21 protein-coding genes and 1 pseudogene are annotated in these 22929 nt (G+C 73.3%); 17 read left to right on the forward strand and 5 right to left on the reverse strand.

Annotation, left to right across the window (positions count from 1 at the left end; translation table 11 throughout):
* The first annotated feature begins 265 nt into the window (after window positions 1-265).
* The 9 genes from ACWDX6_RS15150 to ACWDX6_RS15190 all read left to right on the forward strand — a co-directional run bounded on the left by ACWDX6_RS15150 (window position 266) and on the right by ACWDX6_RS15190 (window position 12952).
* Window positions 266-1207 (forward strand): glycosyltransferase family 2 protein, encoded by a 942-nt coding sequence (locus ACWDX6_RS15150; protein WP_451485396.1) that lies wholly within the window; start codon window positions 266-268, stop codon window positions 1205-1207.
* Entirely contained in the window at window positions 1204-2811 is a 1608-nt protein-coding gene (locus tag ACWDX6_RS15155) for an FAD-dependent oxidoreductase (protein WP_451485397.1), read from the forward strand. The genes ACWDX6_RS15150 and ACWDX6_RS15155 overlap by 4 nt, the downstream gene beginning before the upstream one ends.
* On the forward strand, window positions 2804-4222 hold the full coding sequence (locus tag ACWDX6_RS15160) for an aspartate aminotransferase family protein (RefSeq protein WP_451485398.1): 1419 nt from the start codon (window positions 2804-2806) through the stop codon (window positions 4220-4222). Before ACWDX6_RS15155 ends, ACWDX6_RS15160 begins: the two co-directional genes overlap by 8 nt.
* Window positions 4219-4617, forward strand: coding sequence for a hypothetical protein (locus ACWDX6_RS15165; RefSeq protein ID WP_451485399.1), 399 nt, complete (start codon window positions 4219-4221; stop codon window positions 4615-4617). The genes ACWDX6_RS15160 and ACWDX6_RS15165 overlap by 4 nt, the downstream gene beginning before the upstream one ends.
* The gene (locus ACWDX6_RS15170; RefSeq protein ID WP_451485400.1) at window positions 4614-6095 is read left to right on the forward strand and encodes a GMC family oxidoreductase N-terminal domain-containing protein; all 1482 of its coding nucleotides are present in this window, start codon (window positions 4614-4616) and stop codon (window positions 6093-6095) included. The genes ACWDX6_RS15165 and ACWDX6_RS15170 overlap by 4 nt, the downstream gene beginning before the upstream one ends.
* An 80-nt stretch (window positions 6096-6175) precedes the next feature.
* The gene (locus ACWDX6_RS15175; protein ID WP_451485500.1) at window positions 6176-7327 is read left to right on the forward strand and encodes an MFS transporter; all 1152 of its coding nucleotides are present in this window, start codon (window positions 6176-6178) and stop codon (window positions 7325-7327) included.
* A 147-nt stretch (window positions 7328-7474) separates the two neighbouring features.
* The gene (locus ACWDX6_RS15180; RefSeq protein WP_451485401.1) at window positions 7475-9247 is read left to right on the forward strand and encodes a beta-galactosidase; all 1773 of its coding nucleotides are present in this window, start codon (window positions 7475-7477) and stop codon (window positions 9245-9247) included.
* Window positions 9247-11724 (forward strand): beta-galactosidase, encoded by a 2478-nt coding sequence (locus ACWDX6_RS15185; protein WP_451485402.1) that lies wholly within the window; start codon window positions 9247-9249, stop codon window positions 11722-11724. The genes ACWDX6_RS15180 and ACWDX6_RS15185 overlap by 1 nt, the downstream gene beginning before the upstream one ends.
* A gap of 148 nt (window positions 11725-11872) precedes the next feature.
* On the forward strand, window positions 11873-12952 hold the full coding sequence (locus ACWDX6_RS15190) for a LacI family DNA-binding transcriptional regulator (protein WP_451485403.1): 1080 nt from the start codon (window positions 11873-11875) through the stop codon (window positions 12950-12952).
* Between the two features lie 31 nt (window positions 12953-12983).
* On the opposite strand, the gene ACWDX6_RS15195 is transcribed toward ACWDX6_RS15190, so the two are convergent.
* Both ACWDX6_RS15195 and ACWDX6_RS15200 read right to left on the reverse strand, forming a co-directional pair.
* Window positions 12984-13676 carry an esterase/lipase family protein gene (locus ACWDX6_RS15195; protein WP_451485404.1) on the reverse strand — a complete coding sequence of 231 codons (693 nt, stop codon included), beginning with the start codon at window positions 13674-13676 and terminating at the stop codon, window positions 12984-12986.
* A 282-nt stretch (window positions 13677-13958) separates the two neighbouring features.
* Complete coding sequence (locus ACWDX6_RS15200) at window positions 13959-14402, reverse strand: hypothetical protein (protein WP_451485405.1); 444 nt, start codon at window positions 14400-14402, stop codon at window positions 13959-13961.
* Window positions 14403-14554: 152 nt separating this feature from the next.
* Here ACWDX6_RS15200 and ACWDX6_RS15205 point away from each other — a divergent pair, with 152 nt between their 5' ends.
* Entirely contained in the window at window positions 14555-15529 is a 975-nt protein-coding gene (locus tag ACWDX6_RS15205) for a GlxA family transcriptional regulator (RefSeq protein WP_451485406.1), read from the forward strand.
* Between the two features lie 84 nt (window positions 15530-15613).
* Here ACWDX6_RS15205 and ACWDX6_RS15210 read toward each other — a convergent pair whose 3' ends face one another.
* Window positions 15614-16291, reverse strand: coding sequence for a type III effector protein (locus ACWDX6_RS15210; RefSeq protein WP_451485407.1), 678 nt, complete (start codon window positions 16289-16291; stop codon window positions 15614-15616).
* 160 nt (window positions 16292-16451) lie between these two features.
* Between ACWDX6_RS15210 and ACWDX6_RS15215 the strand changes: the two genes are divergently transcribed.
* The 5 genes and pseudogenes from ACWDX6_RS15215 to ACWDX6_RS15235 form a co-directional block, all read left to right on the forward strand.
* The gene (locus ACWDX6_RS15215; RefSeq protein WP_403290177.1) at window positions 16452-16886 is read left to right on the forward strand and encodes an Hsp20/alpha crystallin family protein; all 435 of its coding nucleotides are present in this window, start codon (window positions 16452-16454) and stop codon (window positions 16884-16886) included.
* A 137-nt stretch (window positions 16887-17023) separates the two neighbouring features.
* Window positions 17024-17458, forward strand: coding sequence for a DUF2267 domain-containing protein (locus ACWDX6_RS15220; protein WP_451485408.1), 435 nt, complete (start codon window positions 17024-17026; stop codon window positions 17456-17458).
* A gap of 218 nt (window positions 17459-17676) precedes the next feature.
* Window positions 17677-19371 carry an SDR family oxidoreductase gene (locus tag ACWDX6_RS15225; RefSeq protein ID WP_451485409.1) on the forward strand — a complete coding sequence of 565 codons (1695 nt, stop codon included), beginning with the start codon at window positions 17677-17679 and terminating at the stop codon, window positions 19369-19371.
* Window positions 19368-20741, forward strand: a complete 1374-nt coding sequence (locus ACWDX6_RS15230; protein WP_451485410.1) for a cryptochrome/photolyase family protein — start codon at window positions 19368-19370, stop codon at window positions 20739-20741. Before ACWDX6_RS15225 ends, ACWDX6_RS15230 begins: the two co-directional genes overlap by 4 nt.
* Window positions 20742-20766: 25 nt before the next feature.
* Window positions 20767-20949, forward strand: a pseudogene (locus ACWDX6_RS15235) (VOC family protein); the annotation flags it as partial.
* Window positions 20950-20978: 29 nt separating this feature from the next.
* On the opposite strand, the gene ACWDX6_RS15240 reads toward ACWDX6_RS15235, so the two are convergent.
* Together ACWDX6_RS15240 and ACWDX6_RS15245 are read right to left on the reverse strand one after the other, a co-directional pair.
* A complete protein-coding gene (locus ACWDX6_RS15240) occupies window positions 20979-21266 on the reverse strand; it encodes a hypothetical protein (RefSeq protein ID WP_451485411.1) in 288 nt (95 codons plus the stop codon).
* Entirely contained in the window at window positions 21263-21736 is a 474-nt protein-coding gene (locus ACWDX6_RS15245) for a hypothetical protein (protein ID WP_451485412.1), read from the reverse strand. Before ACWDX6_RS15245 ends, ACWDX6_RS15240 begins: the two co-directional genes overlap by 4 nt.
* Window positions 21737-21818: 82 nt before the next feature.
* Here ACWDX6_RS15245 and ACWDX6_RS15250 point away from each other — a divergent pair, with 82 nt between their 5' ends.
* Both ACWDX6_RS15250 and ACWDX6_RS15255 read left to right on the forward strand, forming a co-directional pair.
* A complete protein-coding gene (locus ACWDX6_RS15250; protein WP_451485413.1) occupies window positions 21819-22160 on the forward strand; it encodes a PadR family transcriptional regulator in 342 nt (113 codons plus the stop codon).
* The gene (locus ACWDX6_RS15255; RefSeq protein WP_451485414.1) at window positions 22157-22873 is read left to right on the forward strand and encodes a permease prefix domain 1-containing protein; all 717 of its coding nucleotides are present in this window, start codon (window positions 22157-22159) and stop codon (window positions 22871-22873) included. The genes ACWDX6_RS15250 and ACWDX6_RS15255 overlap by 4 nt, the downstream gene beginning before the upstream one ends.
* Window positions 22874-22929: the final 56 nt, after the last annotated feature.

Consider the following 22929-nt stretch of genomic DNA (forward strand, 5'->3'; position numbering starts at 1 on the left):
GCCGGATCCTCTCCAGGATCCGGCCGCCCCCTCTGTCGTACGGGCGCCCCCACCCCGCGCCGCTCGCCCAGGCACCCTTGACGCTAGGAATGTTACCGGTAACATCTCCGTTCGTCGCAGCGCCGCCGGCACCCGCCGGCCCCGGTCGTCCGACCCGGTCCCGCGCTCCGAGAACCGCGTACCACCCGTCCATCTCCCTCCGTGTTCCATACGCGAAAGGTGTGCTGTGCCACGGGAATTACGTTCTTTCGATGCCAGGCGACCGGTGCTCAGCGTCGTCGTCCCCTGCTACAACGAGGTGGAGGTCCTCGCCCACACCCACGCCCGGCTGTCGCAGGTCCTCGCCGCGCTCGCCGGTTTCGAGTGCGAGCAGATCTATGTCGACGACGGCAGTTCCGACGGCACCTGGGAGGTCATCAACTCCCTCGCCCGTACGAGCGGTTCGGTGCGGGCCGTGCGGCTGAGCCGCAACTTCGGCCACCAGGCCGCCTGCCTGGCCGGGCTGCGCGAGTCCACCGGTGACGCGGTCGTCGTCATCGACGCGGACCTCCAGGACCCCCCGGAGCTGATCCCCGACATGGCCGCCCTGTGGCGCGAGGGCTGGTCCGTCGTGTCGGCGCGGCGCCGCGCCCGCGACGGCGAGACATGGTTCAAGAAAGCCAGCGCCTATGCCTTCTACCGCTTACTGAACACCCTCTCCGACCATGCCCTCGCCCTCGACACCGGCGACTTCCGGCTGCTGGACCGGGAGTTGGTCGACCTCCTCGCCGCCACGCCGGACAAGAACCTCTATCTGCGCGGCGCGGTCAGCTGGTTCGGCCTCCCCGAGACCAGCGTTTCGTACGACAGGGACCCACGCCACGCCGGTGAGTCCAAGTACACCCTGCGCAAGATGCTCGCCCTCTCCCGGCGAGGTCTGCTGGCCGGTTCGGTGGCGCCGCTGCGGCTGCCGACCTACCTCGGGACGGCCGTCCTCGCCGGAGGCCTCGCCGCCGCCACCGTCCGGCGCGACCCGCGGCTGCTGGCCCGGCCCGGCGCCTTCGGGGCCCACGCCCTCGCCCTCGGGATCGTCGGCGAGTACCTCCACGCCGTCTTCCGCCAGGTGCAGGGCCGCCCCGACTACGTCATCGCGGACCGTGCCGGCGCCCCGGGCGCCCCCACCCCCGCACCGCACCCCCGCGCCGAGAAGGAGCGTGTCGCCCTGTGAGTACGGAAGCCAACCCGACCACCGAAGCCACCCCGAGTACGCAAGCCACCCCCGGTACGCAAGCCACCCCCGGTACGCAAGCCACCCCCGGTACGCAAGCCACCCCCGGTACGCAAGCCACCCCCGGTACGCAGGCCGGCCCCGCGACCGGCCGTACCGCCGCGCCCGTGGACGTCGTCATCGTCGGCGCGGGATTCACCGGCCTCGCCGCGGCGCTCGAACTGGCCGCGCAGGGCCGCAGCGTGCGGATCGTCGAGCGGGAGGAGCAGATCGGCGGGCTGGCCGCCAGCTTCGACATCGGGGACGGCAAACGCCTCGAACGCTTCTACCACCACTGGTTCTCCTCCGACGAGGAGATGATCCGGCTCTGCGAGAGCCTGGGCATCTCCCATCTCCTCGAAGCGCACGAGACCCGCACCGGCGTCTACTACGCCAACTCCGTCTACCGCCTGTCCGCACCCCTGGACGTGCTGCGCTTCGCGCCGCTCCCGCTGCGCGACCGCTTCCGTCTCGGGCTGCTCGCCCTGCGGGCCCGGCGGGTCAAGCACTGGCGGGAACTGGAGTCGCGGACCGCGCGCGAATGGCTGGTCTCCCTCGGCGGGCGGCGCGTGTACGACGTGGTCTGGCGGCCGCTCCTGGAGGGCAAGTTCGGCGCGTACGCGGACCAGGTGGGCGCCACCTGGATGTGGACCAAGCTGCATCTGCGGGGCGGCAGCCGTACCCGCTCCGGCAAGGAGACGCTGTACTACATCAAGGGCGGCTGCGAGGCGCTGCTCGCCGCGCTGCGCGGGCGGCTGGAGTCGCTCGGCGTCGACATCCGCACCGGCGTGCCCGTGGACGCGGTGCACACCGACGGCGCCGGGGTGAGCGGCGTGACGGCGGGCGGCACCTTCCATCCGGCCCGCCAGGTGCTGATCACCGCCGCGCCGCGACTGGCCGCCCGACTCCTCGACCACGACGGGGCGGACCACCCGGCCGTACCGGAGCTGCGGCGCCGCTGGTCGGCCGTCGACTACCTGGGCAACGTCTGCCTGGTCCTGGAGAACAACCGCCGGCTCTCCGACACCTACTGGCTCAACGTCAACGACCCTGACTTCCCCTACGTCGGCGTCATCGAGCACACCAACCTCGACCGGCCCGAACGGTACGACGGCACCCATGTCGTCTATCTCTCGAAGTACCTGCCGACGGACGCGGACCTCTACCGGATGTCCGACGAGGAGGTCTTCGAGTACAGCCTGCCGCACATCCGGCGCATGTTCCCCGGCTTCGACCGCGACTGGGTGGAGCGCTACCACGTCTGGCGCGCCGCGCACGCGCAGCCCGTGATCACCCCGCACTACACCCGTGTGATGCCGTCGGTGGAATCCCGCGTGCAGGGCCTGTACCTCGCCGGCATGGCGCAGGTCTTCCCCGAGGACCGGGGCACCAACTACGCCGTACGGGACGGCCGCAGGGCCGGACGTCTCATCGCCGACCGTCTCACCACGGCCGCCGGGGCCGCGGACGGCACAGCCACCGACGCCGCCGCCGCGCGCCGGGCCGCCGGCGACCGCCCGGCCGACCGCCTCACCGCATCCGCCACCGGGAGCCACGATGCCTGACCTCATCACCCTGGACCAGGCCGAGGCGATGACCACCGAGCAGGTCCACGACCTGTACCGGCGGTTCGTCAGCCGCAGCCAGGTCTCCCTCATCGGCTCCTTCGGCTTCGGACGCGACCTGGTCGACCACGCCGAGGGAGCGTGGATCCACCTCCGCGACGGCCGGCGCGTCCTCGACTTCACCGGAGGCGTCGGAGTCCTCAGCCACGGGCACAACCACCCCCGCATCCTCGCCGCGCGACGCCGCTTCCAGGAGTCGCGCCGCATGGAGGTGCACAAGAACTACCTCTCGCCCTACGTGGCGGCGCTCAGCCACAACCTCGCGGCCCTGCTGCCCGGCGACCTGAACATCAGCTACTTCCCCAACTCGGGGGCGGAAGCGGTCGAAGGAGCGGTGAAGCTCGCCTACAAGTACCACCGCGGCCGCCGCGGCACGGTCCTGCACACCGACATCGCCTTCCACGGCAAACTCCTCGGCGCCGGAAGCCTCACCGCCTCGCCCGAGATCCACTTCCCCTACCCGCAGATCCCCGGCACCGACACCTTCGCCTACGACGACCTGGACTCCTTCCTCCTCGCCCTGGACCGGCACACCTGGTCCTCCGGTGAGAGCGACGTGTACGCCGTCGTCGTCGAGCCCTTCAGCGCCTCCAGCCTGCGCGCCTGCTCGGCCGACTTCCTGCGGGCGCTCCGCCGGATCTGCACCGAACGCGACATCGTCCTGATCTTCGACGAGGTGTACACGGGCTGGGGCAAGACCGGAGCGCTCTTCCACTTCATGCACCACCCGGGGCTCGTACCCGACATCGTGACGACCTCCAAGTCCTTCGGCGGCGGCAAGGCGTCGATCTCCGGCTACATCGCACGGGAGCCGGTCTTCCGCGCCGCGTACGACAACCTCTCCGAGGCGACCCTGCACAGCACGACGTACTACGGCTTCGGCGAGGAGACCGCGACCGCCCTCGAAGCGGTGGCGATCGCCGTCGACGAGGACTTCCCCGGCCGCGCCCGCGAGCTGGGCGAGCGCCTGCGCACCGGTCTCGCGGAGGTCGCCGGGCGCCACCCCCGCCTGGTCCGGCGGGTGGAGGGAGCGGGCGCCCTGCACGGCGTCTTCCTCACCCCCGGCCCCCGCATGCCCGCCGCGCTGCGCGAGATGCTGCCCACCTCGGTCGCCAAGGACCCCCAGGCCGTCTCGAAACTGCTGACCGGAGCCGTCGTCGCCGCTCTCTACCGCGACCACGGGATCCTCACCTTCTTCGGCTCCAACCGCGCCATCGCCCTGATCGTCTCCCCGCCCCTGGTGGCCAGGACCGACGAGGTGGACCTGTTCGTGAAGGCGCTCGACGAGGTGCTCGGCCAGGGGGCCGCCCGGCTGCTCGCGGGCCTGGTACGGGAGAAGGTGACCGGGTGAGGGCGCGCCGTACGGCCATCGCACGGATCACCGACCGCGACCTGTACGACTCCGGGCTGCCGCACTGCTGGGCCGGTGCCTACGCGGCGCTGAGCCCGGCACCGGCCCTGGGCCGGGCGGTCCACCACACCGCCGAGAGCCTGAACCGGATGCCCGCCGCGTACCGGTGGGGGACCGCCGCGGCCCTGCGCCTCTTCCCGGTCGCCTTCCGCGCGGTCACGCGCCGGAGCCCGGCCGCCGCCGGCCCCGAGGAGATCCACCGCGGTCTGGCCCGGCTGCGCGCGCTGCCCGGCTTCGCCGAACTGCTCCGCCTCACCACGGCTCTCGCCCTGTACGGCGCCCTCGACGGAACCCCTGTCCGACCGCCGGACCGCCGGAAGGAGGCCCTGCGATGAGGTGGTCGGGCGGAACGACCCGTCCCACCGAGATCGCGTGCGACGCCCTGGTCGTCGGCTCCGGCGCGGGCGGCAGCGTGGCCGCGCTCGAACTGGCCCGCGCCGGACGGTCCGTGACCGTTCTGGAGGAGGGCCCCCGCGTCACCACCGAGGAGCTCGCCGCCACCGACCCCGCGGAGTCGATGCGGCGCCTCTACCGCAACGCCGGCGCGACCGCCGTCCTCGGCACCCCCACCATCGCCTACGGCGAGGCGCACGCCGTCGGAGGCACCACCGTCGTCAACGGCGGCCTGCTGTGGGAACCCTCACCCGCCGTCCTCGACCGCTGGGCCCTCTGGTCCGGGTACGGGAGCTACCGCTCCCCGGTCGTCGCCGCCCGCTTCGCCGAGGTCCAGCGGCGCCTCGGCATGATCACGCAGGAGCACGGCGACGGCAACGAGGACTCCCGGCTGCTGGCGCGCGCGGCCGAGTCCCTGGGCTGGCGCTGGCAGCACCCGCAGCGCGTGGTGCGCGGCTGCCGGCACCTCAACCGCTGCGCCACCGGCTGCCCGAGCGGTGCCAAGCAGAGCATGGCCGTCACCTACCTCCCGCAGGCGGAGGCGCTCGGCGCGCGCGTCCTGGACGGCGTGCGCGTGGAGCGGATCACGCACCGGCAGGGCGTGGTGCGCGGCGTGGAGGCGACCGACTCCGCCGGCCGCCCGGTGCGCTACCGCCCGCGTACCCTCTTCGTCGCCGCCGGGCCCATCGGCACACCCGTACTGCTGCGCCGCAGCGGCATCCACCGCCGCACGGCCGGGCGCCGGCTCGCGCTCCATCTCAACCTGAGGACCGTGGCCCGCTTCCCCCGGATCGTCGACGCCGTGCGCGGCACCATGTTCACCGCCCAGGTCCAGGAGCACTCGGCGCTCGGCATGCTCGTCATGCCGTCCAACCTGACGCCCGGCGGCCTCGGTGCCGCGCTCGCCGGACGCGACCCGAGGCAGGTCGACGAACTCCTGGCCTCCCTGCCGCATCTCGGCATGTTCACCACGCAGGTACGTATGCAGGGAACGGCCGGGATCGTCGGGACCCTCGGCGGCACACCGGTGTTGCGCCACGGCATGACCAAGGCCGATCACCACGCTCTGACCCTGGCGTTCCGCAGAACCGCACGGCTGCTGTTCGCCGCCGGCGCCGTGGAGCTGGTGCCCCCGACGTCCACCGCCGGCCCGCTGCGCACCGAAGCGGACGTGGAGGAGTACTGCGCCCGCGTCCGGCCCGCCGACTGGGAGCTGGTGTCGGTGCACGCCATGGCCAGTTGCCCCATGGCGCTGCCGGAGCGGGGCGGGGTCTGCGACGAACTCGGCAGGCCGCACGGCTTCACCAACCTGCATCTGTGCGACGCCGCCGTGCTGCCCGGAGCTCCCGGGATCAGCCCGCAGGGAACGATCATGTCCTTCGCCCACGAGCTCGTGGGCCGCCATCTGGAGACCGTGTGAGCGAGCGAACGACCGACCGACCGCCCGGCCGATCGAGCGGGCGACGTCCGAAGGAGACCCGAGGAGCCCCGTCCGCCCCGCTGTTCAGCCCCGCCGCCGTGGTCGCGTCCTGTGTCGGCTTCGTCCTCATCGGGGCGCTCCAGGCGCTGTACGGTCCCGCGATCCCGGCCCTCCGCAAGGAGTTCGGGCTCTCACCGTCGGCCGCCGGCCTCGGCCTGAGCGCCCACTTCATCGGCGGAGTCGCCGGAGTGCTGCTCTTCGACCGGCTCTTCGGACGCCTCGGCAACCGGCAGATCCTGGCGAGCTCGTACGTGCTGATGGCCGTCGGCGCCGCGGGCTTCGCGCTGGCGCCGAACTGGCCCGTGGCCCTGGCCATGGCCCTCCTGGCGGGACTCGGCTTCGGCGGCATCGACTACGGCCTCAACCAGCTGTTCGCGATCGGCTTCGGCCACCGCTCCACGGCGATGCTGAACATCCTCAACGCGCACTTCGGCGTGGGAGCGATCCTCGGCCCGGCACTCATCGGCGTTCTCGGCTCCGCGCACTACCCGGCGATCTTCCTCGGCTTCGCGCTCGCCAACCTGCCGCTGCTGCTGTGCCTGAAGGGCGTACGCGACCGGGTACCCGACCCGGCCGGCGCGGCGGCCGGAGAGGCCGGCCGCGGCCAGGTGCTCGGCCGGAGCCTGGGCTCGGTGCTCGCGGTCTTCGTCACCCTGTACGTGCTGCACGTGGGCATCGAGGCGGGAGTCGGCGGCTGGGAGCCCACCCACCTGGAGACGGTCGGGTACGGTGCGGGGATCGCCGCCACCGCCACCTCCGTCTACTGGCTGATGATGACGGTCGGACGGTTCCTCGTCGCACCGATCGCGCTGCGCTTCTCGGCCCAGGCCATCATCACGGTCTCCTGCGCGGGCATGACGGTCTGCCTGCTCCTCGCCGCCGTGCCGGGGCTGGCACCGTACGCGTACGCCGGTGTCGGTCTCTTCATCGCGCCGATCTTCCCCACCGGCCTGCCCTGGCTCCAGCGGGCCGCCCCCCGGGCCCGCAGGGCCGGAGCGGTGGTGATCGCCGCGTCGATGATCGGCGGTGTCGCGGCGGGGCCGGTGCTGGGCAAGGCCATCGAGTGGTCCGGTGTCCGCGCGGTGCCGCTCCTGCTGTGCGGCATTTCGGCTCTCTGCCTGGCCGCCACGCTCTGGCTGATCCGCGCCACCCGAAGCGGCACGGGGGCCTGAACGCCGTGAAACGCCATGGAGTGAACCCGCGATCCGGTCCCGCGACCTGAATTCCTGATCCCGTCGACCCGACCCGACCCGACCCGACCCCGGCCCCCCCAGTCCGATCCCGGCCGTCCCCGCCCTCCCAGCCGAAGGGAAGCCCCCGTGCCCGCTCTGACGACGACGTCCGACGGATTCCTGCTCCATGGCGAACCGTTCCGGATCATCTCCGGTGCCATGCACTACTTCCGCGTCCATCCCGGGCAGTGGGCCGACCGGCTCCGCAAGGCCCGCCTCATGGGCCTCAACACCGTCGAGACCTACGTCCCCTGGAACCTGCACCAGCCCGAACCCGACGGCGAACTCGTCCTCGACGGGCCCCTCGACCTGCCGCGCTACCTGGAACTCGCCCACGCCGAAGGGCTACGGGTCCTGCTGCGCCCCGGCCCGTACATCTGCGCCGAGTGGGACGGCGGCGGCCTGCCCACCTGGCTCACCGCCGACCCGGACGTGCGGCCGCGCAGCGCCGACCCGAAGTTCACCGGGGCCGTCGACCGCTATCTCGACCAGCTGCTGCCTCCCCTGCTGCCCTACATGGCCGCCTTCGGCGGGCCCGTGATCGCCGTCCAGGTGGAGAACGAGTACGGCGCCTACGGCGAGGACTCCGGCTACCTCGACCACCTCGCCCGCTCCCTGCGCACCCGCGGTGTCGAGGAACTCCTCTTCACCTGCGACCAGGCCGACCCCGAGCATCTGAAGCGCGGTAGCCTGCCCGGTGTCCTCGCCACCGGCACCTTCGGCAGCAAGATCACCGACCAGCTGGCGCGGCTGCGCGAGCACCGGAGCGAGGGCCCGCTGATGTGCGCGGAGTTCTGGATCGGCTGGTTCGACCACTGGGGCGAACCGCACCACGTACGGGACGCGGCCGACGCCGCCGCCGACCTCGACCGGCTCCTCGCGGCCGGCGCCTCCGTCAACATCTACATGTTCCACGGCGGCACCAACTTCGGTTTCAGCAACGGAGCCAACCACGATCACACGTACGCCCCGACGGTCACGTCGTACGACTACGACGCCCCGCTCACCGAGGGGGGCGATCCCGGACCCAAGTACCACGCCTTCCGGGAGGTGATCGCCCGCCACGCCACCGTCCCCGACGAGGCGGTCCCCGCGCCCGCCGTCAAACTCGCGCCCCTCACCGTCCACCTGGACCGCCGGGCCCCGCTGCTCTCCCAGGCGGCCGCCCTGGCCGAGCCCGTCCGCACCGACGACCCGGTCACCATGGAGGAACTGGGGCAGCGCAACGGCTACGTCCTCTACCGCACCACCGTGCCGGTCGCGGGCGACGGTCTGCTGCACTTCCCGGACGGGGTCGGCGACCGCGCCCAGGTCTTCGTGGCCGGCGTCCCCGTCGGCGTACTCGAACGCGAACGGCACGACGAGGCCCTGGCCGTGAGCGTCCCCCACCCAGGAGCCACCCTGGACGTTCTCGTGGAGAACATGGGCGGCGTCAACTACGGCCCGCGCATCGGCACGCCCAAGGGCCTGCTCGGGCCGGTCACCTTCGACGGAACCCGGCTGCGGGGCTGGGACTGCCACCCCCTGCCCCTGGACCGCCCCGGGATCCTCGACCTGCTGCCCTTCGCACCGGCCGGCACCGCCGCGGAGCTCGGCCCCGTCTTCCACCGCGGGACCTTCGAGGTGGGCACCCCGGCCGACACCTTCCTGAAACTGCCCGGCTGGACCAAGGGCCAGGCATGGATCAACGGCTTCCACCTCGGCCGCTACTGGAACCGCGGTCCGCAACGCACCCTGTACGTCCCCGCGCCCGTCCTGCGCCCCGGGGCCAACGACCTCGTGCTGCTGGAACTGCACGCCGCCACCCGCACCCTCGCCCAGCTCACCGACGCACCCGACCTCGGACCGGAGAAGCCCTGATGACGCACCACCGGCTGCACGCCCCCGCGCCCGCCGCGGCCCCGCTGACCGGTCACCTCCCCTTCACCGACGCACCCTCGGCCACCGATCCGATCGAGGTGACCAGCCGCTTCCTCACCCGCGGCGGCCGTCCCTGGTTCCCGGTCTCCGGCGAGTTCCACTACACCCGCCACCCCGCCCGGCACTGGGAGGAGGAGCTTCTGAAGATGAAGGCCGGCGGTGTCACGGCCGTCGCCAGTTACGTCATCTGGATCCACCACGAGGAGATCGAAGGCCGCGTCCGTTTCGACGGCGACCGCGACCTGCGGCGCTTCGCCGAACTCTGCGCCCGTCACGGTCTCGACTTCATCCCCCGCATCGGCCCCTGGTCCCACGCGGAGGTGCGCAACGGCGGTCTGCCCGACTGGCTCCTCGCCCGCGTCTGCACACCCCGCACCGACGACCCCGCCTACCTCGAAGCCGTACGCCCCTGGTTCGCGGCCATCGCCGGACAGCTGCGCGGCCTCGACCGCGCGCACCACGGCCCCATCGTCGCCATCCAGGTCGAGAACGAGCTGTACGACCAGCCCGGCCACCTCCTCACGCTGAAGACGATGGCCCAGGAGGCCGGTCTCGACGCCCCCTTGTGGACCTCGACGGCCTGGGGAGGGGTCCGGCTCCCGCCCGACGAGCTGCTGCCGCTCTACGGCGGCTACCCGGAGACGTTCTGGACCGAATGGGACGGCGGCTGGCCCGACACCTGCCGCAAGCACTTCTTCTTCACCCACCAGCGCGACGACGAGGGCATCGGCGCCGACCTGCGCCCGACGACCGTACGCGGAGGCGCGCCTGCCACCGATGACGCCCGGTTCCCCTGGGCCACCTGCGAGCTCGGCGGCGGCATGGCCGTGGCGTACCACCGCCGGCCGCGCGTGGAGCCCGAGGACGTCGGCGCGCTCGGCCTCACCAAGATCGGCTGCGGCTCGGTGTGGCAGGGCTACTACATGTTCCACGGCGGTACGAACCCCCACGGCGAGCTGACCACCCTCCAGGAGTCGCACGCCACCCACTACCCCAACGACCTCCCCCTGCTCACCTACGACTTCCAGGCGCCCCTGGGCGAGTACGGCCAGTACCGGCCCTCGTACCACGAACTCCGGCTCCAGCACCTCATGCTGGCTGACCTGGGCCACCTGATCGCACCCATGGCGTCCGTGCTGCCCGAGCGGCAGCCGGCCGGGCAGCACGACCGGGAAACGCTCCGCTGGGCCGTCCGCGGCGACGGCACCTCCGGCTTCCTCTTCGTCAACAACCACCAGCCGCACGAGCCGCTGCCGAGCCACCCCGACACCTCCTTCACGGTCGACTTCGCCGACGGCCCCGCCCTGTCGCTGCCCAGCACACCCGTGACCGTCCCCACCGGCGCGTACTTCTGCTGGCCGCTGCGTCTGGACGTCGCCGGACTCCGTCTCGACTGGGCCACCGCCCAGCCGGTCTGCCGCGTCGACGACCACGGGCGCACCGTCCTGGTGCTCGCCGCCACCGACGGCATCACGCCCGAACTCGCCCTCGATCCCCGCACGGTGGAGTCCGTCGCCACACCCACCGGAGCCGTGACGCGCGCCGGCGACCGCATCCTGATCACCGGTCTGCGGCCCGGCACGGACGCCCTCGTGGAGGTGGACACGGCGGACGGCGGACGGGTCGGACTGCTGGTCCTCGACGCGGCGACGGCGCGCACCGCGTACCGCGGCTTCGCGTGGGGAGCCGAGCGGCTCGTCCTGTCCCACGACGGCGTCGTCTTCGACGGCGACGAGGTCCGCCTGCACACCACCGGCACCTCGCCGTCCCTCGCCGTCCTGCCCGCCCCCGAACGGCCGCCGGTGGCGGCCGGGGCGAGCGTGCGCACCGAGACGGACGGCGTCCTCGCCCGCTACACCCTGCTGCCCGACGACGGGACCGACGACCGGACCGACGACCGGGCTCACGACCGGGCTCAGGACCTGCCGGCCGACCGGGGCCATGACCTCACCGTCGACCCGCCCGTGGCCCAGGACAGCGCTCTGCCCTTCACGTTGCTCCGCCCGGCGGGCCCGGCACCCGAGACCGTGACCGGCACACTGGGCCGCGCCAGCGCCCCCGCCGACAAGTACTACGACACCGCCGCGGCCGAGTACCGCGTCGACGTACCCGGCCACCTCCTGGAGGACACGGCGGCCACGCTCCTGCGCGTCCACTGGACCGGCGACGTGGGGCGCGCGTACGTCGGTGACACCCTCGTCGCCGACCAGTTCCACGCGGGCGGCGTCTGGGAGATCGGCCTGGACCGGCTGCCCGCCGATCTCCTGCGCACGGAGGGACTGCGCCTGAAACTGCTGCCGCTGCCCCCCGGCGCCCCCGTCCACCTGCCCGCCCAGGTGGGGGACGCGGGGCAGGAAGCCGCGGTACGGCACGTCGAGTCGGTCACCGTCCGCACCTGGACGACGCGGCCCGGCTGACCCGACCGACGGACACGGGCCGCCCTTCGCCCCGCGCACCCGCCCGGCAGAGGGGGGCGGCACCCGTACGGCTCGTCCCGATCCGCCTATCCTGTGGGCCCGACACGCGGGACAGACCCCCGGGACGACGCCGAAGGACACCTCCGCCATGCCCCCTCACGCCACGGACGGCCCGGCTCCCAAGGGGCGCAGCCGCCGCAACTTCGCCGGAACACGCCCGGTGATGGAGGACGTGGCGCGGCTCGCCGGTGTCTCCAAGCAGACCGTCTCCCGCGTCCTCAACGACAACCCGGCCGTCCGCCCCGAGACCCGTACGGCCGTCCTGGACGCCATGTCCGCACTCGGCTACCGCCCCAGCCGCAGCGCCCGCTCCCTGGCCAGCGGCCGGACCCGCATGCTCGGCGTCATCTCCTTCGACGCGGCGCGCTACGGCCCGGCCTCCATCCTGACCGCGATCAACAAGGCGGCCCAGGAGCGCGGTTACCTCGTGAGCGCCATCGCCATCGACACCGCCGACCCCGCCACGGTGGTGCGGGCCGTGGACCGGCTGTCGGCGGAGGGCGCGGACGGCGTGATCGCCATCGCCCCGCAGGACGGGGTGCGCCAGGCGCTGGTGGAGGCCCGCATCGACGGCCCCCTCGTCGTGCTCGAGAACGACCTCGGCGACGGCACCCCCCTGATCACCGCCGACTCCCGTGCCGGAGCCCGCGCGGCCACCGAGCACCTCCTCCACCTCGGCCACGCCACCGTCTGGCACATCGCGGGCCCTCTCGGCTGGACCTCCGCCGACCGTCGTGCGGCGAGCTGGCGCGCCACCCTGGAGGCGGCGGGCGCGGAAGTCCCCGAACTCCACGTCGGGGACTGGAGCGCCGACTCGGGTTACGACCTCGGCCGCCGACTGGCGGAACGCCCGGACGTCACCGCGGTCTTCGCCTCCAACGACCAGATGGCCCTCGGCGCCCTGCGCGCCTTCCACGAGGCCGGCCGCCGCGTTCCCGACGACGTCAGCGTCGTCGGCTACGACGACATCCCCGAGGCCGCCCATCTGCTCCCGCCGCTCACCACCGTACGCACGGACTTCACCGAGATCGGCACCCGTTCCCTGCGCCTTCTCCTGGCGCACATCGACGGCCTGACCGAACCGGGCGTGGAACCGGTCGTCCCGGTCGAACTCATCGTCCGCCGCAGCACGGGGCCGGCCCCCCGACGCCGACGAGGGCATCGGTGATCCGGAAGCCGGCCGGCGCGCTCGGCGGTCCTCAGCTGTTGATCATGTCGCGGGTCTGGGCGTAGACCGCGGCGTCGGTGAGCAGCCCGTTGTGGCTCAGGCAGGCCGTCCGGGTGTTGACGGCCCCGGAGAGGGCGACGCTGCTGTCGGGGTTGATGACCGAATCGCACGGCGACCACCACGTCGCGTAGCGCGGGAGTCCCGGCGTCTCGTCGCCGGAGTTGAGCGCGGTCAGGAAGTCCGATCCGACGCGCATCTCGTGGCACGAGGCGTCGAAGCAGCTGTTGGCGGTGTCCGTTCCGTGGTTGGGCCCGCCGAGCGATACCCATGCCTCGGTCTTCGAGTCGCCGCCGAGGTTCTTGACGTAGTGGCGCGAGGACAGGCCGCCCATGGAGTGGGTGACGACATCGACCTTCGACGCTCCCGTGGCGGCGAGCAGCCGGTCCACCTCGTGGCCGAGTTGCTCGGCGGTGGTGGCGTTGGACTGCCGGGAGTCGTAGCTCCACCGATCGAGGTGCGAGGCGGGCCAGCCGTCGTTCTTGAACCGGCTCACCATGGTGTCCCAGTTCGACGCGCTGCCGTTGTAGCCGTGTACGAACAGGATCGGGTTGCTGGAGGGGTTGAACGTCGACTTGTCGGTCGCGGCGGCGGCCGGAGTCATGGCGGCCGGCAGGGCGAGCAGAAGGGCGGCGGCCACAGCGGCCACGATGACGTGCTTTCTCACACTGACCTCACGGAGATTCCAAGGCGAGCGGGGGACAGCGCGTGTGGGGCGCGCGGGGGAAGCGGTGAAGAGAGCTGTCGTCCCGGGTCACGGAAAGACCGAACACACCAGTGCCGTACGAGGGTGCCGAAAGGTTACTGCCGGGTATGCGGCAGAGGGCAAGACGCGTGCGCGAAATACTTCCCGGCCTTGCCCGAGGCCGCCCGGCCCCTTTCCCCGGTGTTCCGGCTCGTCAGGTACGAGCACGACCTGCGCCCCCTGGTCCGACGCCGACGACCCCGATCACGCGGAGTGGCTCGTCAAGGCGAAGCCGACCATAGCGAGCGCGCCGCAGACGTCGACGACGCAGCACCACTCCGACCACGCTCGGGGGACGACCCTCCCCGTGCGGTGGTGCGCGAAGTCCCAGACGCCGTGCGCCAGCCATCCGGCGGCCAGGACGAAGAGGCCGAGGGTCGCGCCGACGGCCGACGCGGCCGCCGCCACGGCCGCGAAGCCGAGGAGGCCGGCGAGCTGGACGACCAGGACGCCGGGGCGGCCCAGTTCGCCGCGCAGTGCTCCGAAGAGGAGGTAGCAGAGCGGCATGGCGACGAGGAGCCCGGCCAGGAAGGCGGGGGCCGGGAGGCCGTCGGCGAAGGTGGTGACCGCCAGGGCGAGCGCCAGCAGGGTGGGCCAACGGTGCCGGAGCGCCCGTTCGGGGGCGTCGTGCGTGGAGTCGGTCGTCATGGAGTCTCCGGGAGGTTCGAAGGGGCGAGGGCCGGGAGCGGTGGGGGCGTTCCCGTCGTCACTCTCCCGCCCGGTCGGCGGGCTTCGCACGCGGCGGCCGGATCGATGTCCGGGGCCTTGGGGTACCGGTCCTTCCGGCGTAGGGTCGTCGCATGGGGGAGCGGCTCATGGTGGTGGTCGGCTACGAATCGGCCGAGTTGCTGGACATCGCGTGTGTGACCACCAGCCTCGCCATGGCGAACGGGATCGGTGACCCGGCGGTGCCGTACCGGGTGAGCGTCGTCGGGCCGGGCGGGGGCCCGATCGTCTGCGGCACGGGCCTGTCCCTGCAGAGCCAGCACTCCCTCGAGCGGTTCGTCGGGCCGCTCGACACGCTGATCGTGTCGGGCGGCGTCGGCTTCGAGCGGGCGGCCGAGGACCTCCGGCTCGTCGGGCACGTCCGGCGGCTGGCCGGGGAGAGCCGGCGGGTGGCCTCCGTGTGCACGGGCGCCGGCGTGCTCGCCGCCGCCGGTCTCCTCGACGGCCGCCGCGCCACCACGCACTGGCGGTTCGCGGATCGGCTCGCCGCGCGGTATCCCGAGGTCGGGGTCGACCCGGCCCCCATATACATCAGGGACGGGAACGTGTACACGGCGGCGGGCGTCACCAGCGCGCTGGACCTCACCCTCGCCTTCATCGAGGAGGACCACGGCCCCGAACTGGCCCGCCAGGTCGCCCGCGACCTGGTCACCTATCTGCAACGGCCGGGCACCCAAGCGCAGATGAGCCTGTTCACCTCGGCCCCACCGCCCCGCGACGCCCTGGTCCGCGAGCTCGTCGACCACATCGCCGCCCATCCGGACCACGACCTGAGTACGCCGGCCCTGGCCGAGCGCGCCGGAGTGACTCCGCGCCATCTCACCCGGCTGTTCACGGAGCACCTCGGGCAGCCACCCGGCCGATTCGTCCGCCAGGCCCGTACCGAAGCGGCCGCGCGCCTGCTCGAGTCGACCACGCTGCCCATGGCGAGTGTGGCGGCCCGTTGCGGATTCGGCACGGCGGAGTCGCTGCGGCAGGCCTTCACCGGCCGGTACGGCACCTCTCCCGCCCGCTATCGCGAGACGCAGAGGCGGCAGCCGCCCCGGTGACGCGCGCCGGGCCCCGCCCGCCCGCGAGCCGGAGCGCGAGCCGGCGGGATGGACGCGCCGCCGGTGGGCCCCGCCCGGGGCCGGTCAGGTGTCCGTGGCCGGGTCCTGACGGCTGTTGTTCCGGCGCAGGCGGTCGGTCTGCCGGGTGATGGTGTCCACCCGGGCGGCGAGATCGGGATGCTCGGCCTCCAGGTGCTCATGGGTCTCGATGAGGGGGCGCACGAGGGCGGCGGCGTCGTCGTCGCCGAGGGCTTCGGTGAGCCGCGCGACGGGTGCGTGGGACTCGGCGGGAAGGTTCCCCAGGGTGGTGATCTGCCCGGCGAGCTGGCGCAGGTCCGCCGCGTTGCCGCGGGCCCAGGCGGTGACCGAGCGATCGGCGGCGCGGCGGTCGCGGGTGGCCTGCACACGCTGCTCGCCGGTGGTGCCCTCGGCGCCGGGGCGTACCCGCAGATAGCGGCGCTCGGCCGCCTGGCGGCTGGCGACGCCGAGCGGGTGGGCGAGCTCGGCCCAGCTGGCGCCCGCCTCGCGGGCCGCCTCGATCAGCGCCGGTTCCCATCCGGCGAGCTGTTCCCGAAGCTCCCGCAGCAGCAGGAGTGCGGCCAGCGCCTGCTCGGAGCTGACCGGGCGGGCTTCCGGATCTTCCTCGGTCCGAGGGGCCTGGGCCGTGCGGACCGCCTCGTCGATCGCGGACAGCGCCGCCGAGGCGGCGAGGAAGGACGAGGCGGCGGGGCCGGCCCGTCGGTGCTGGTCGGCTGCGGTCATGGGCTCCGGCTCCCCTTTCGTCGGTCGTTCGGCAGTCGGATTCTTCGGTCGTCACCCTTATGACGACATCGCAGTTGTCATCGTTTCGATGACATGTTACAACGGTGCCAGGTGAAGCGCATTGGCAGTTCTTGCCCGAACCGACTGGAGGTGTTTCGCGATGTTGATGCGCACCGACCCGTTCCGCGAACTCGACCGGCTCACCCAGCAGCTCCTGGGCACCACCGGCACCTGGTCCAAGCCGTCCCCCATGCCGATGGACGCGTACCGCGAGGGCGACGAGTACGTGATCGCCTTCGACCTGCCGGGAGTGACGAGCGACGCGATCGACATCGACGTCGAACGGAACATGCTGACCGTCAAGGCCGAACGCAGGCCGGCCACGAAGGCCGACGACGTGCAGATGGAGCTCTCCGAACGGCCGCTGGGCGTCTTCTCGCGCCAGCTGATGCTGGCCGACACCCTGGACACGGAGCACATCACGGCCGACTACGAATCGGGTGTGCTGACCCTGCGGATCCCGATCGCCGAGCGCGCCAAGACGCGCAAGATCACGATCGGCGGCGGATCCGGCCGCAAGGAGATCAGCGGCTGAACCGGCACGCCCGCCGGCGCCGCGCGGAGGACGGATCCTCCGCCGCGCGGAGGACGGGATCCTCTCCTCCCCTCCCGTCCTCCGCCCGCCGGGCCGCACCTAAGCGAAGACCACGACCAGAAAGGCAGCCCTCCTCCATGCCCGTCCTGTCGGAACAGGCCCTGGCCACGCCTGCCATGACGTTCGACCAGATGCTGGAACGAGTCCGATACGAAGGCGCCTATCCCACCCGCGAACGAGCCGAGGACACGGTGCGCGCGGTGCTGGCCGCCCTCGGCCGCCAGATCACCGGCGACGAACGCGTCGATCTCGCCGCGTGTCTCCCGCTCGAAGCCGCCCGCGCGTTCACCTGCCAGATCCCCGCGACCGAGCAGCTCACCGGCTGGGGCTTCGTCAAGGATCTCGCCGGCCGTATCGGCGGCACTCCCGCCACCGCCCGCTGGGACACGGGAGCCGTCCTCAACGTCGTCGCCCAGCTCGCCGGCCCCGATCTCCTCGACCGCGTGCTCGCCCAGCTGCCGCCCGGCTACAGCCTGCTCTTCGGCCGCGCCGAACTCGCGCGGGCCGCCTGACCGAGCGCCATGTGACGCCGACAGGACCCGGGCGCCCCGGGCAGGCGGTGCGGGGACGCCGCCTGCCCGGGGCCGCCCGAGAGGATCACCCGTTCGGCCCAGCGAAGCCGCCTTCCGCGTCCGCGGCGGCCACGACCGGAGAACAATCGCGGTAGTGCCCCGCACGACGCACGGGCGACATCCGTCGCGACCGTGCCCTCACGGCCGAACGGAGCCCCATGGCGACGCACCCACAGCCCGGGCCGACGCACGGACAGGCGGGGCCGACGCACGGACAGGCCGGGGACGCGCACCGACAGTCCCGGGACTCCCCGCCCGGGCTGGACCCCCCGCCCGGGCCCGACGCGCGTTTCGAGCCCGACTCCCACCCCCGCCCCGACTCCCCGCGCTGCCTGGTCACCGGAGCCGGCGGTTACATCGGCGGTCGGCTCGTCCCCGAACTGCTCGACGCAGGCCACCGCGTCCGCTGCCTCGCCCGTACCCCCGCGAACCTCCGCGACCACCCCTGGGCCCACCGGGCCGAGGTGGTCCGCGGCGACGTCACCGACGCCGACAGCTTGCGCCCCGCCCTGCGCGACATCGACGTGGCCTACTACCTGGTGCACTCCATGGGCGCGGGACGGGACTTCGAGGAGACCGACCGCCGCGCGGCGCGCACCTTCGCGGCGGCCGCCCGCGCCGCCGGCGTGCGCCGCATCGTCTACCTCGGCGGCCTCACCCCGAGGGACATCCCGGAAGAGCGGCTCTCCCCCCATCTGCGCTCGCGGGCCGAGGTCGGCCGGATCCTGCTCGACTCCGGCGTCCCCACCACCGTGCTCCGCGCCGCCGTCGTCATCGGCTCCGGCTCGGCCTCCTTCGAGATGCTCCGCTACCTCACCGAGCGGCTTCCCGTCATGGTGACCCCCAGCTGGGTCGCCACCCGCGTCCAGCCCATCGCCGTACGGGATGTGCTGCGCTACCTCGTGGGCAGCGCCCGGATGCCGGACGACGTCAACCGTGCCTTCGACATCGGCGGCCCCGACATCCTCACGTACCGGGACATGATGATCCGTTACGCGGCCGTCGCCGGGCTGCCCCGGCGGCTCATCCTCCCCGTCCCGGTGCTCACCCCGCGCCTGTCGAGCCAGTGGATCGGGCTCGTCACACCCGTGCCGGCCGCCCTCGCCCGGCCGCTCGCGGAGTCGCTCCGGTACGAGGTCGTCTGCGCCGAACACGACATCGCCACCCATGTCCCGGACCCGCCCGGGGCGCCGGTGCCCTTCGACCGCGCCCTCTCCCTCGCCCTCCAGCGCGTCCGGGACGCCAAGGTCACCACCCGCTGGTCCTCCGCGTCCCTCCCCGGTGCCCCGAGCGACCCGCTCCCCACCGACCCCGACTGGGCGGGCGGCAGCCTGTACACCGACGAGCGCGAGCGGACCGTCGCCGCGAGCCCCCAGGCGCTGTGGCGGGTGATCGAAGGAATCGGAGGCGAGAACGGCTGGTACTCCTTCCCCCTCGCCTGGGCCGTGCGCGGCTGGTTCGACCGGCTCCTCGGCGGCGTCGGCCTCCGCCGGGGCCGGCGTGACGCGGAGCGGCTCAGGGTCGGTGACGCGCTGGACTTCTGGCGGGTCGAGGAGATCGAACGGGGCGGACTGCTCCGGCTGCGCGCGGAGATGCGGCTCCCCGGACTCGCCTGGCTGGAGATGTACGCCGAGACGGACGAGGCGGGCCGAACCCGCTACCGGCAGCGCGCCCTCTTCCACCCCCGTGGCCTCGCCGGACAGCTGTACTGGTGGAGCGTGGCGCCGTTCCACGCCGTCGTGTTCGGCGGCATGGCGCGCACCATCGCGCGCACCGCCGAGAGAACCGCCGGGACCGAGGTCGCGGCGGACCCCGCCGCCCAGGCGGAGGCGATCCCGAGGAAGGGCGCATGAACGTCTCCGTCGTCCTGTTCACATCCGATCTCCGCGTCCACGACCACCCGCCCCTGCGTGCCGCGGTGGGGTCGGCGCCCGAGGTCGTGCCGCTGTTCGTCAGGGATCCCGCCGTGGACCGCGCCGGATTCGCCGCCCCCAACCGGCTCGCCTTCCTCGCGGACTGCCTGGCCGACCTCGACGCCGGGCTGCGGGACCGGGGCGGCCGGCTCGTCGTGCGGTGCGGTGACACCGTCTCCGAGGTCCTGGCCGTGGCACGGCGGGCCGGTGCGGGCGAGGTGCACATGGCGGCCGGGTGCAGCGCCTTCGCCCGCGACCGGGAGGACCGGCTCCGGCACGCACTGGAGTCCGACGGGCGCCGCCTCCGCGTCCACGACGGGGTGTCCACCGCCCTGCCGGCCGGTGCGGTGACCCCGCACGGCTCGGACCACTTCGCCGTCTTCACCCCGTACTTCAGGCGCTGGCAGGCGGAGCGGCTCCGCGCTCCGCTCGCGCCACCCCTCGCGGTCCGGGTGCCGCCCGCCGTACGGTCCGAGCCCGTGCCCGCGCGGCCCCCGGTCGGGACCGTGTCGGCGGGCCTGGCCACCGGCGGCGAACGGGAGGGCCGCAGGAGGCTGACGGCCTGGCTGTCCCGGCACGCCGACGCGTACGAGGCGCGCCACGACGACCTGGCCGGCGACGCCACCTCGCGCCTCTCGCCGTACCTGCACTTCGGCGCGGTGTCGGCCGCCGAGGCGGTGCACCGAGCCCGGGCCAGGGGCGGCGCGGGCGCCGAGGCGTTCGTACGCCAGTTGTGCTGGCGCGACTTCCACCATCAGGTGCTGGCCGCCCGTCCGCGGGTGGCGAGGGAGGACTACCGGACCCGGCACGACCGGTGGCGCCGGGGCGAGGACGCCGAGGCGGACCTGAGGGCGTGGCGGGAGGGACGCACCGGCTATCCCGTGGTGGACGCCGCCATGCGCCAACTCGCCCACGAGGGCTGGATGCACAACAGGGGCCGGCTCCTCGCCGCCTCCTTCCTGACCAAGACGCTCTACATCGACTGGCGGGCGGGCGCGCGGCACTTCCTCGACCTCCTCGTCGACGGTGATGTCGCCGACAACCAGCTCAACTGGCAGTGGGTCGCGGGGACCGGCACGGACACACGGCCCAACCGGGTGCTCAACCCCGTACTGCAGGGCAAGAAGTACGACCCCGAGGGCGCCTACGTGCGCCGCTGGGTCCCCGAACTCGTCGACGTGCCGGCCCGGTCGATCCACGAGCCGTGGAAGCTCACCGGCCTCGGGCGGGCGGCCGGCGACTACCCCGCGCCGCTCGTGACGCTCGCGGAGGGACTCGCCCGCTTCCGGCACGCTCGCGGCCTGGACTGATCACCCGGGACCATCGTCGGCGAAGCCGCCGAGGTTCGCCTTCACCGTCACGGGTCTTGAGGACGAGGAGAAGCGGCTCCGGGCGGAGGGCGTCGAGATCACGATGCCGCTGCGCGAAGAGCCCTGGGGTGAGCGCCTCTTCCAGGTCACCGACCCCAACGGCGTCGTCGTGCGGTTCGTCGAATGGGCGGCCCCGGCCGACGCCTGATCCGGGCAGCCGCCCGCGCTGCCCGACGCCTACCTCGGGCCGGGTCGAGGGGGCCCGCCCGCTCGGGACCGGGCCGCGATCCGCCGCAGTGCGAGCAGGCCGCCGACTCCCGGGACGGCGGCGCGCCACCGGGCGCCCGGCGGGGCGGCCGGGATCATCGCGGCGGCCGCGATGACGACGAGGTAGGCCGTGCCGTGCAGCGGCCCGACCAGCGCCGAGACGGACTGCGTGTGCGTGGTGAGCAGGTTGCCCAGCAGAACCGCGAGGGAGGCGGCCTCGGCGCCGGCGGCGATCCGCAGCGTACGCACGGGGGTCACGCTCCCGTCGTCGAGCCGGGGCGGACGATCATCAGGACGACGACGATCGCCCACAGCACGTTGAAGATGCCGGTGAGCATGGTCAGTCGGGCCGCCGCGCGACGCGGTCCGTCCGGCGCCGCCGGGTCCGGCGCCGATGTCAGCAGCCGCCGCTGACCGGGCAGGATGGCGGCGGCGAGGAGCGCCGCGGCGATCAGGGTCAGCACGAGCGAGGCGATCAGCCAGGCGTCGGTGAGCACGCCGAGGGAGGCGCCGGTGGCGATCCCGAAGACCGGCACGGCGAGACCGGCGACCGCGTAGCCGCGGCAGATCCGGTGCAGGAGGGCGGCGACCCCGGCGGCCCGGCCGTCGGCCGCCTCGGAGCCGGAGGCCTGGAGCGCGTAGCGCGGGAACATCGAGGCGGCCACGGTGATCGACCCGACCGCCAGGATCGCCACGAGTACATGGACGGACAACAGCACCTTGGTCACGAGGGGCCTCCGAGCCGGAGATGAATGTGTTGGCTGCCAATACATACACTGCCTACGGTGAGTTTGTGTAGGCTGCCTACTCATGAGGGCAGACGCGGTGCGGGGGCACCTGGACGGACTGCTGCTGGCCGTGCTCGAACCCGGCCCGCTGCACGGCTATGCGATCATCGCCGCGGTCCAGCGGCGCAGCGGCGGCGCGCTGGAGCTGCGCACGGGGACGATCTACCCGGCGCTGAACCGGCTGGAGCGGCTCGGGCTGCTCAGCAGCAGCTGGGAATCGGTCGGCGAGCGGCGCCGGCGATGCTACGAACTCACCGACGCGGGGCGGCACACCCTGGCCGGCGAGCGCACGGCCTGGAGCGAGTTCACGGCGGCGATCGGCTCGGTCCTGAACCCCGCCACGCCGCCCGGACTCGCCACGTGAACGCCACGGGCAGGCGAGCCGGCCCCGTCGACGAGTACGTGGCGGTCCTGACGGCCGCCCTGCACGGGCCGGCCCGGGCCAAGTCCCGGATGATCCAGGAGATTCGCGACGGCCTCGACGACACGGTGGCGGCGTACACCGGCGAGGGGGCGACCGCGCGGGAGGCGGCCCGCAGGGCCGTGCGCGAGTTCGGGTCCGCCGAGGAGCTCGTCCCCAGCTGCCAAAGGGAACTGACGGTCGTTCAGGCCCGGCACACCGCCCGGGCCGTCGTCCTGACCGCCCCCTTCCTCATCGCCTGCTGGTACCTGGCCGCGACCGCCGGTCACGAGCAGAGCGGGCAGTCGTCGCAGGTCTGGCAACTCCCGCGCGCGGCTCAGCTGCTGGCCGCCCATCTGGCCGGAGTGGCCACGCTCGCCGCCCTGCTCGCCGCGGTGACGCTGGCCGCCACGGGCACGCTGGCGCGCCGACTGCCCACGCCCCACCGGCTGCCCCTGGCGGTCGCATGGGCCGGCACCACCGCCAGCGTGGCGATGGCGGTCGCCGTGCTCGCGCTCCTCACCGCCGCCCTCCTGGCCGCGGACTGGCCCCTGCTCTCCTTCGCCGGCCTGCTCGCCGCGGCGTCGCACGCTTCCATGGCGTCCTCCGCCCGCGCCTGCCGCCGCTGCGCACGCCTGCCGGCGACGGACTCCGTCGTCGACGGCGCGCCTGCCTGACGCACCCTCAGGTCCGAACGGCGGCGGAGGTGGGACAGGGCGCGGACGAGTTAGGC

The sequence above is a fragment of the Streptomyces sp. NPDC003027 genome (genome assembly GCF_053591435.1).

What these genes read in the sequence shown, in the direction of transcription:
- ACWDX6_RS15160 (WP_451485398.1), top strand. Translation starts at nt 2,804, where the DNA reads ATGCCTGACCTCATCACCCTGGACCAGGCCGAGGCGATGACCACCGAG.
- ACWDX6_RS15170 (WP_451485400.1), top strand. Translation starts at nt 4,614, where the DNA reads ATGAGGTGGTCGGGCGGAACGACCCGTCCCACCGAGATCGCGTGCGAC.
- ACWDX6_RS15185 (WP_451485402.1), top strand. Translation starts at nt 9,247, where the DNA reads ATGACGCACCACCGGCTGCACGCCCCCGCGCCCGCCGCGGCCCCGCTG.
- ACWDX6_RS15190 (WP_451485403.1), top strand. Translation starts at nt 11,873, where the DNA reads ATGCCCCCTCACGCCACGGACGGCCCGGCTCCCAAGGGGCGCAGCCGC.
- ACWDX6_RS15200 (WP_451485405.1), bottom strand. Translation starts at nt 14,402, where the DNA reads ATGACGACCGACTCCACGCACGACGCCCCCGAACGGGCGCTCCGGCAC.
- ACWDX6_RS15205 (WP_451485406.1), top strand. Translation starts at nt 14,555, where the DNA reads ATGGGGGAGCGGCTCATGGTGGTGGTCGGCTACGAATCGGCCGAGTTG.
- ACWDX6_RS15210 (WP_451485407.1), bottom strand. Translation starts at nt 16,291, where the DNA reads ATGACCGCAGCCGACCAGCACCGACGGGCCGGCCCCGCCGCCTCGTCC.
- ACWDX6_RS15215 (WP_403290177.1), top strand. Translation starts at nt 16,452, where the DNA reads ATGTTGATGCGCACCGACCCGTTCCGCGAACTCGACCGGCTCACCCAG.
- ACWDX6_RS15220 (WP_451485408.1), top strand. Translation starts at nt 17,024, where the DNA reads ATGCCCGTCCTGTCGGAACAGGCCCTGGCCACGCCTGCCATGACGTTC.
- ACWDX6_RS15225 (WP_451485409.1), top strand. Translation starts at nt 17,677, where the DNA reads ATGGCGACGCACCCACAGCCCGGGCCGACGCACGGACAGGCGGGGCCG.
- ACWDX6_RS15230 (WP_451485410.1), top strand. Translation starts at nt 19,368, where the DNA reads ATGAACGTCTCCGTCGTCCTGTTCACATCCGATCTCCGCGTCCACGAC.
- ACWDX6_RS15250 (WP_451485413.1), top strand. Translation starts at nt 21,819, where the DNA reads ATGAGGGCAGACGCGGTGCGGGGGCACCTGGACGGACTGCTGCTGGCC.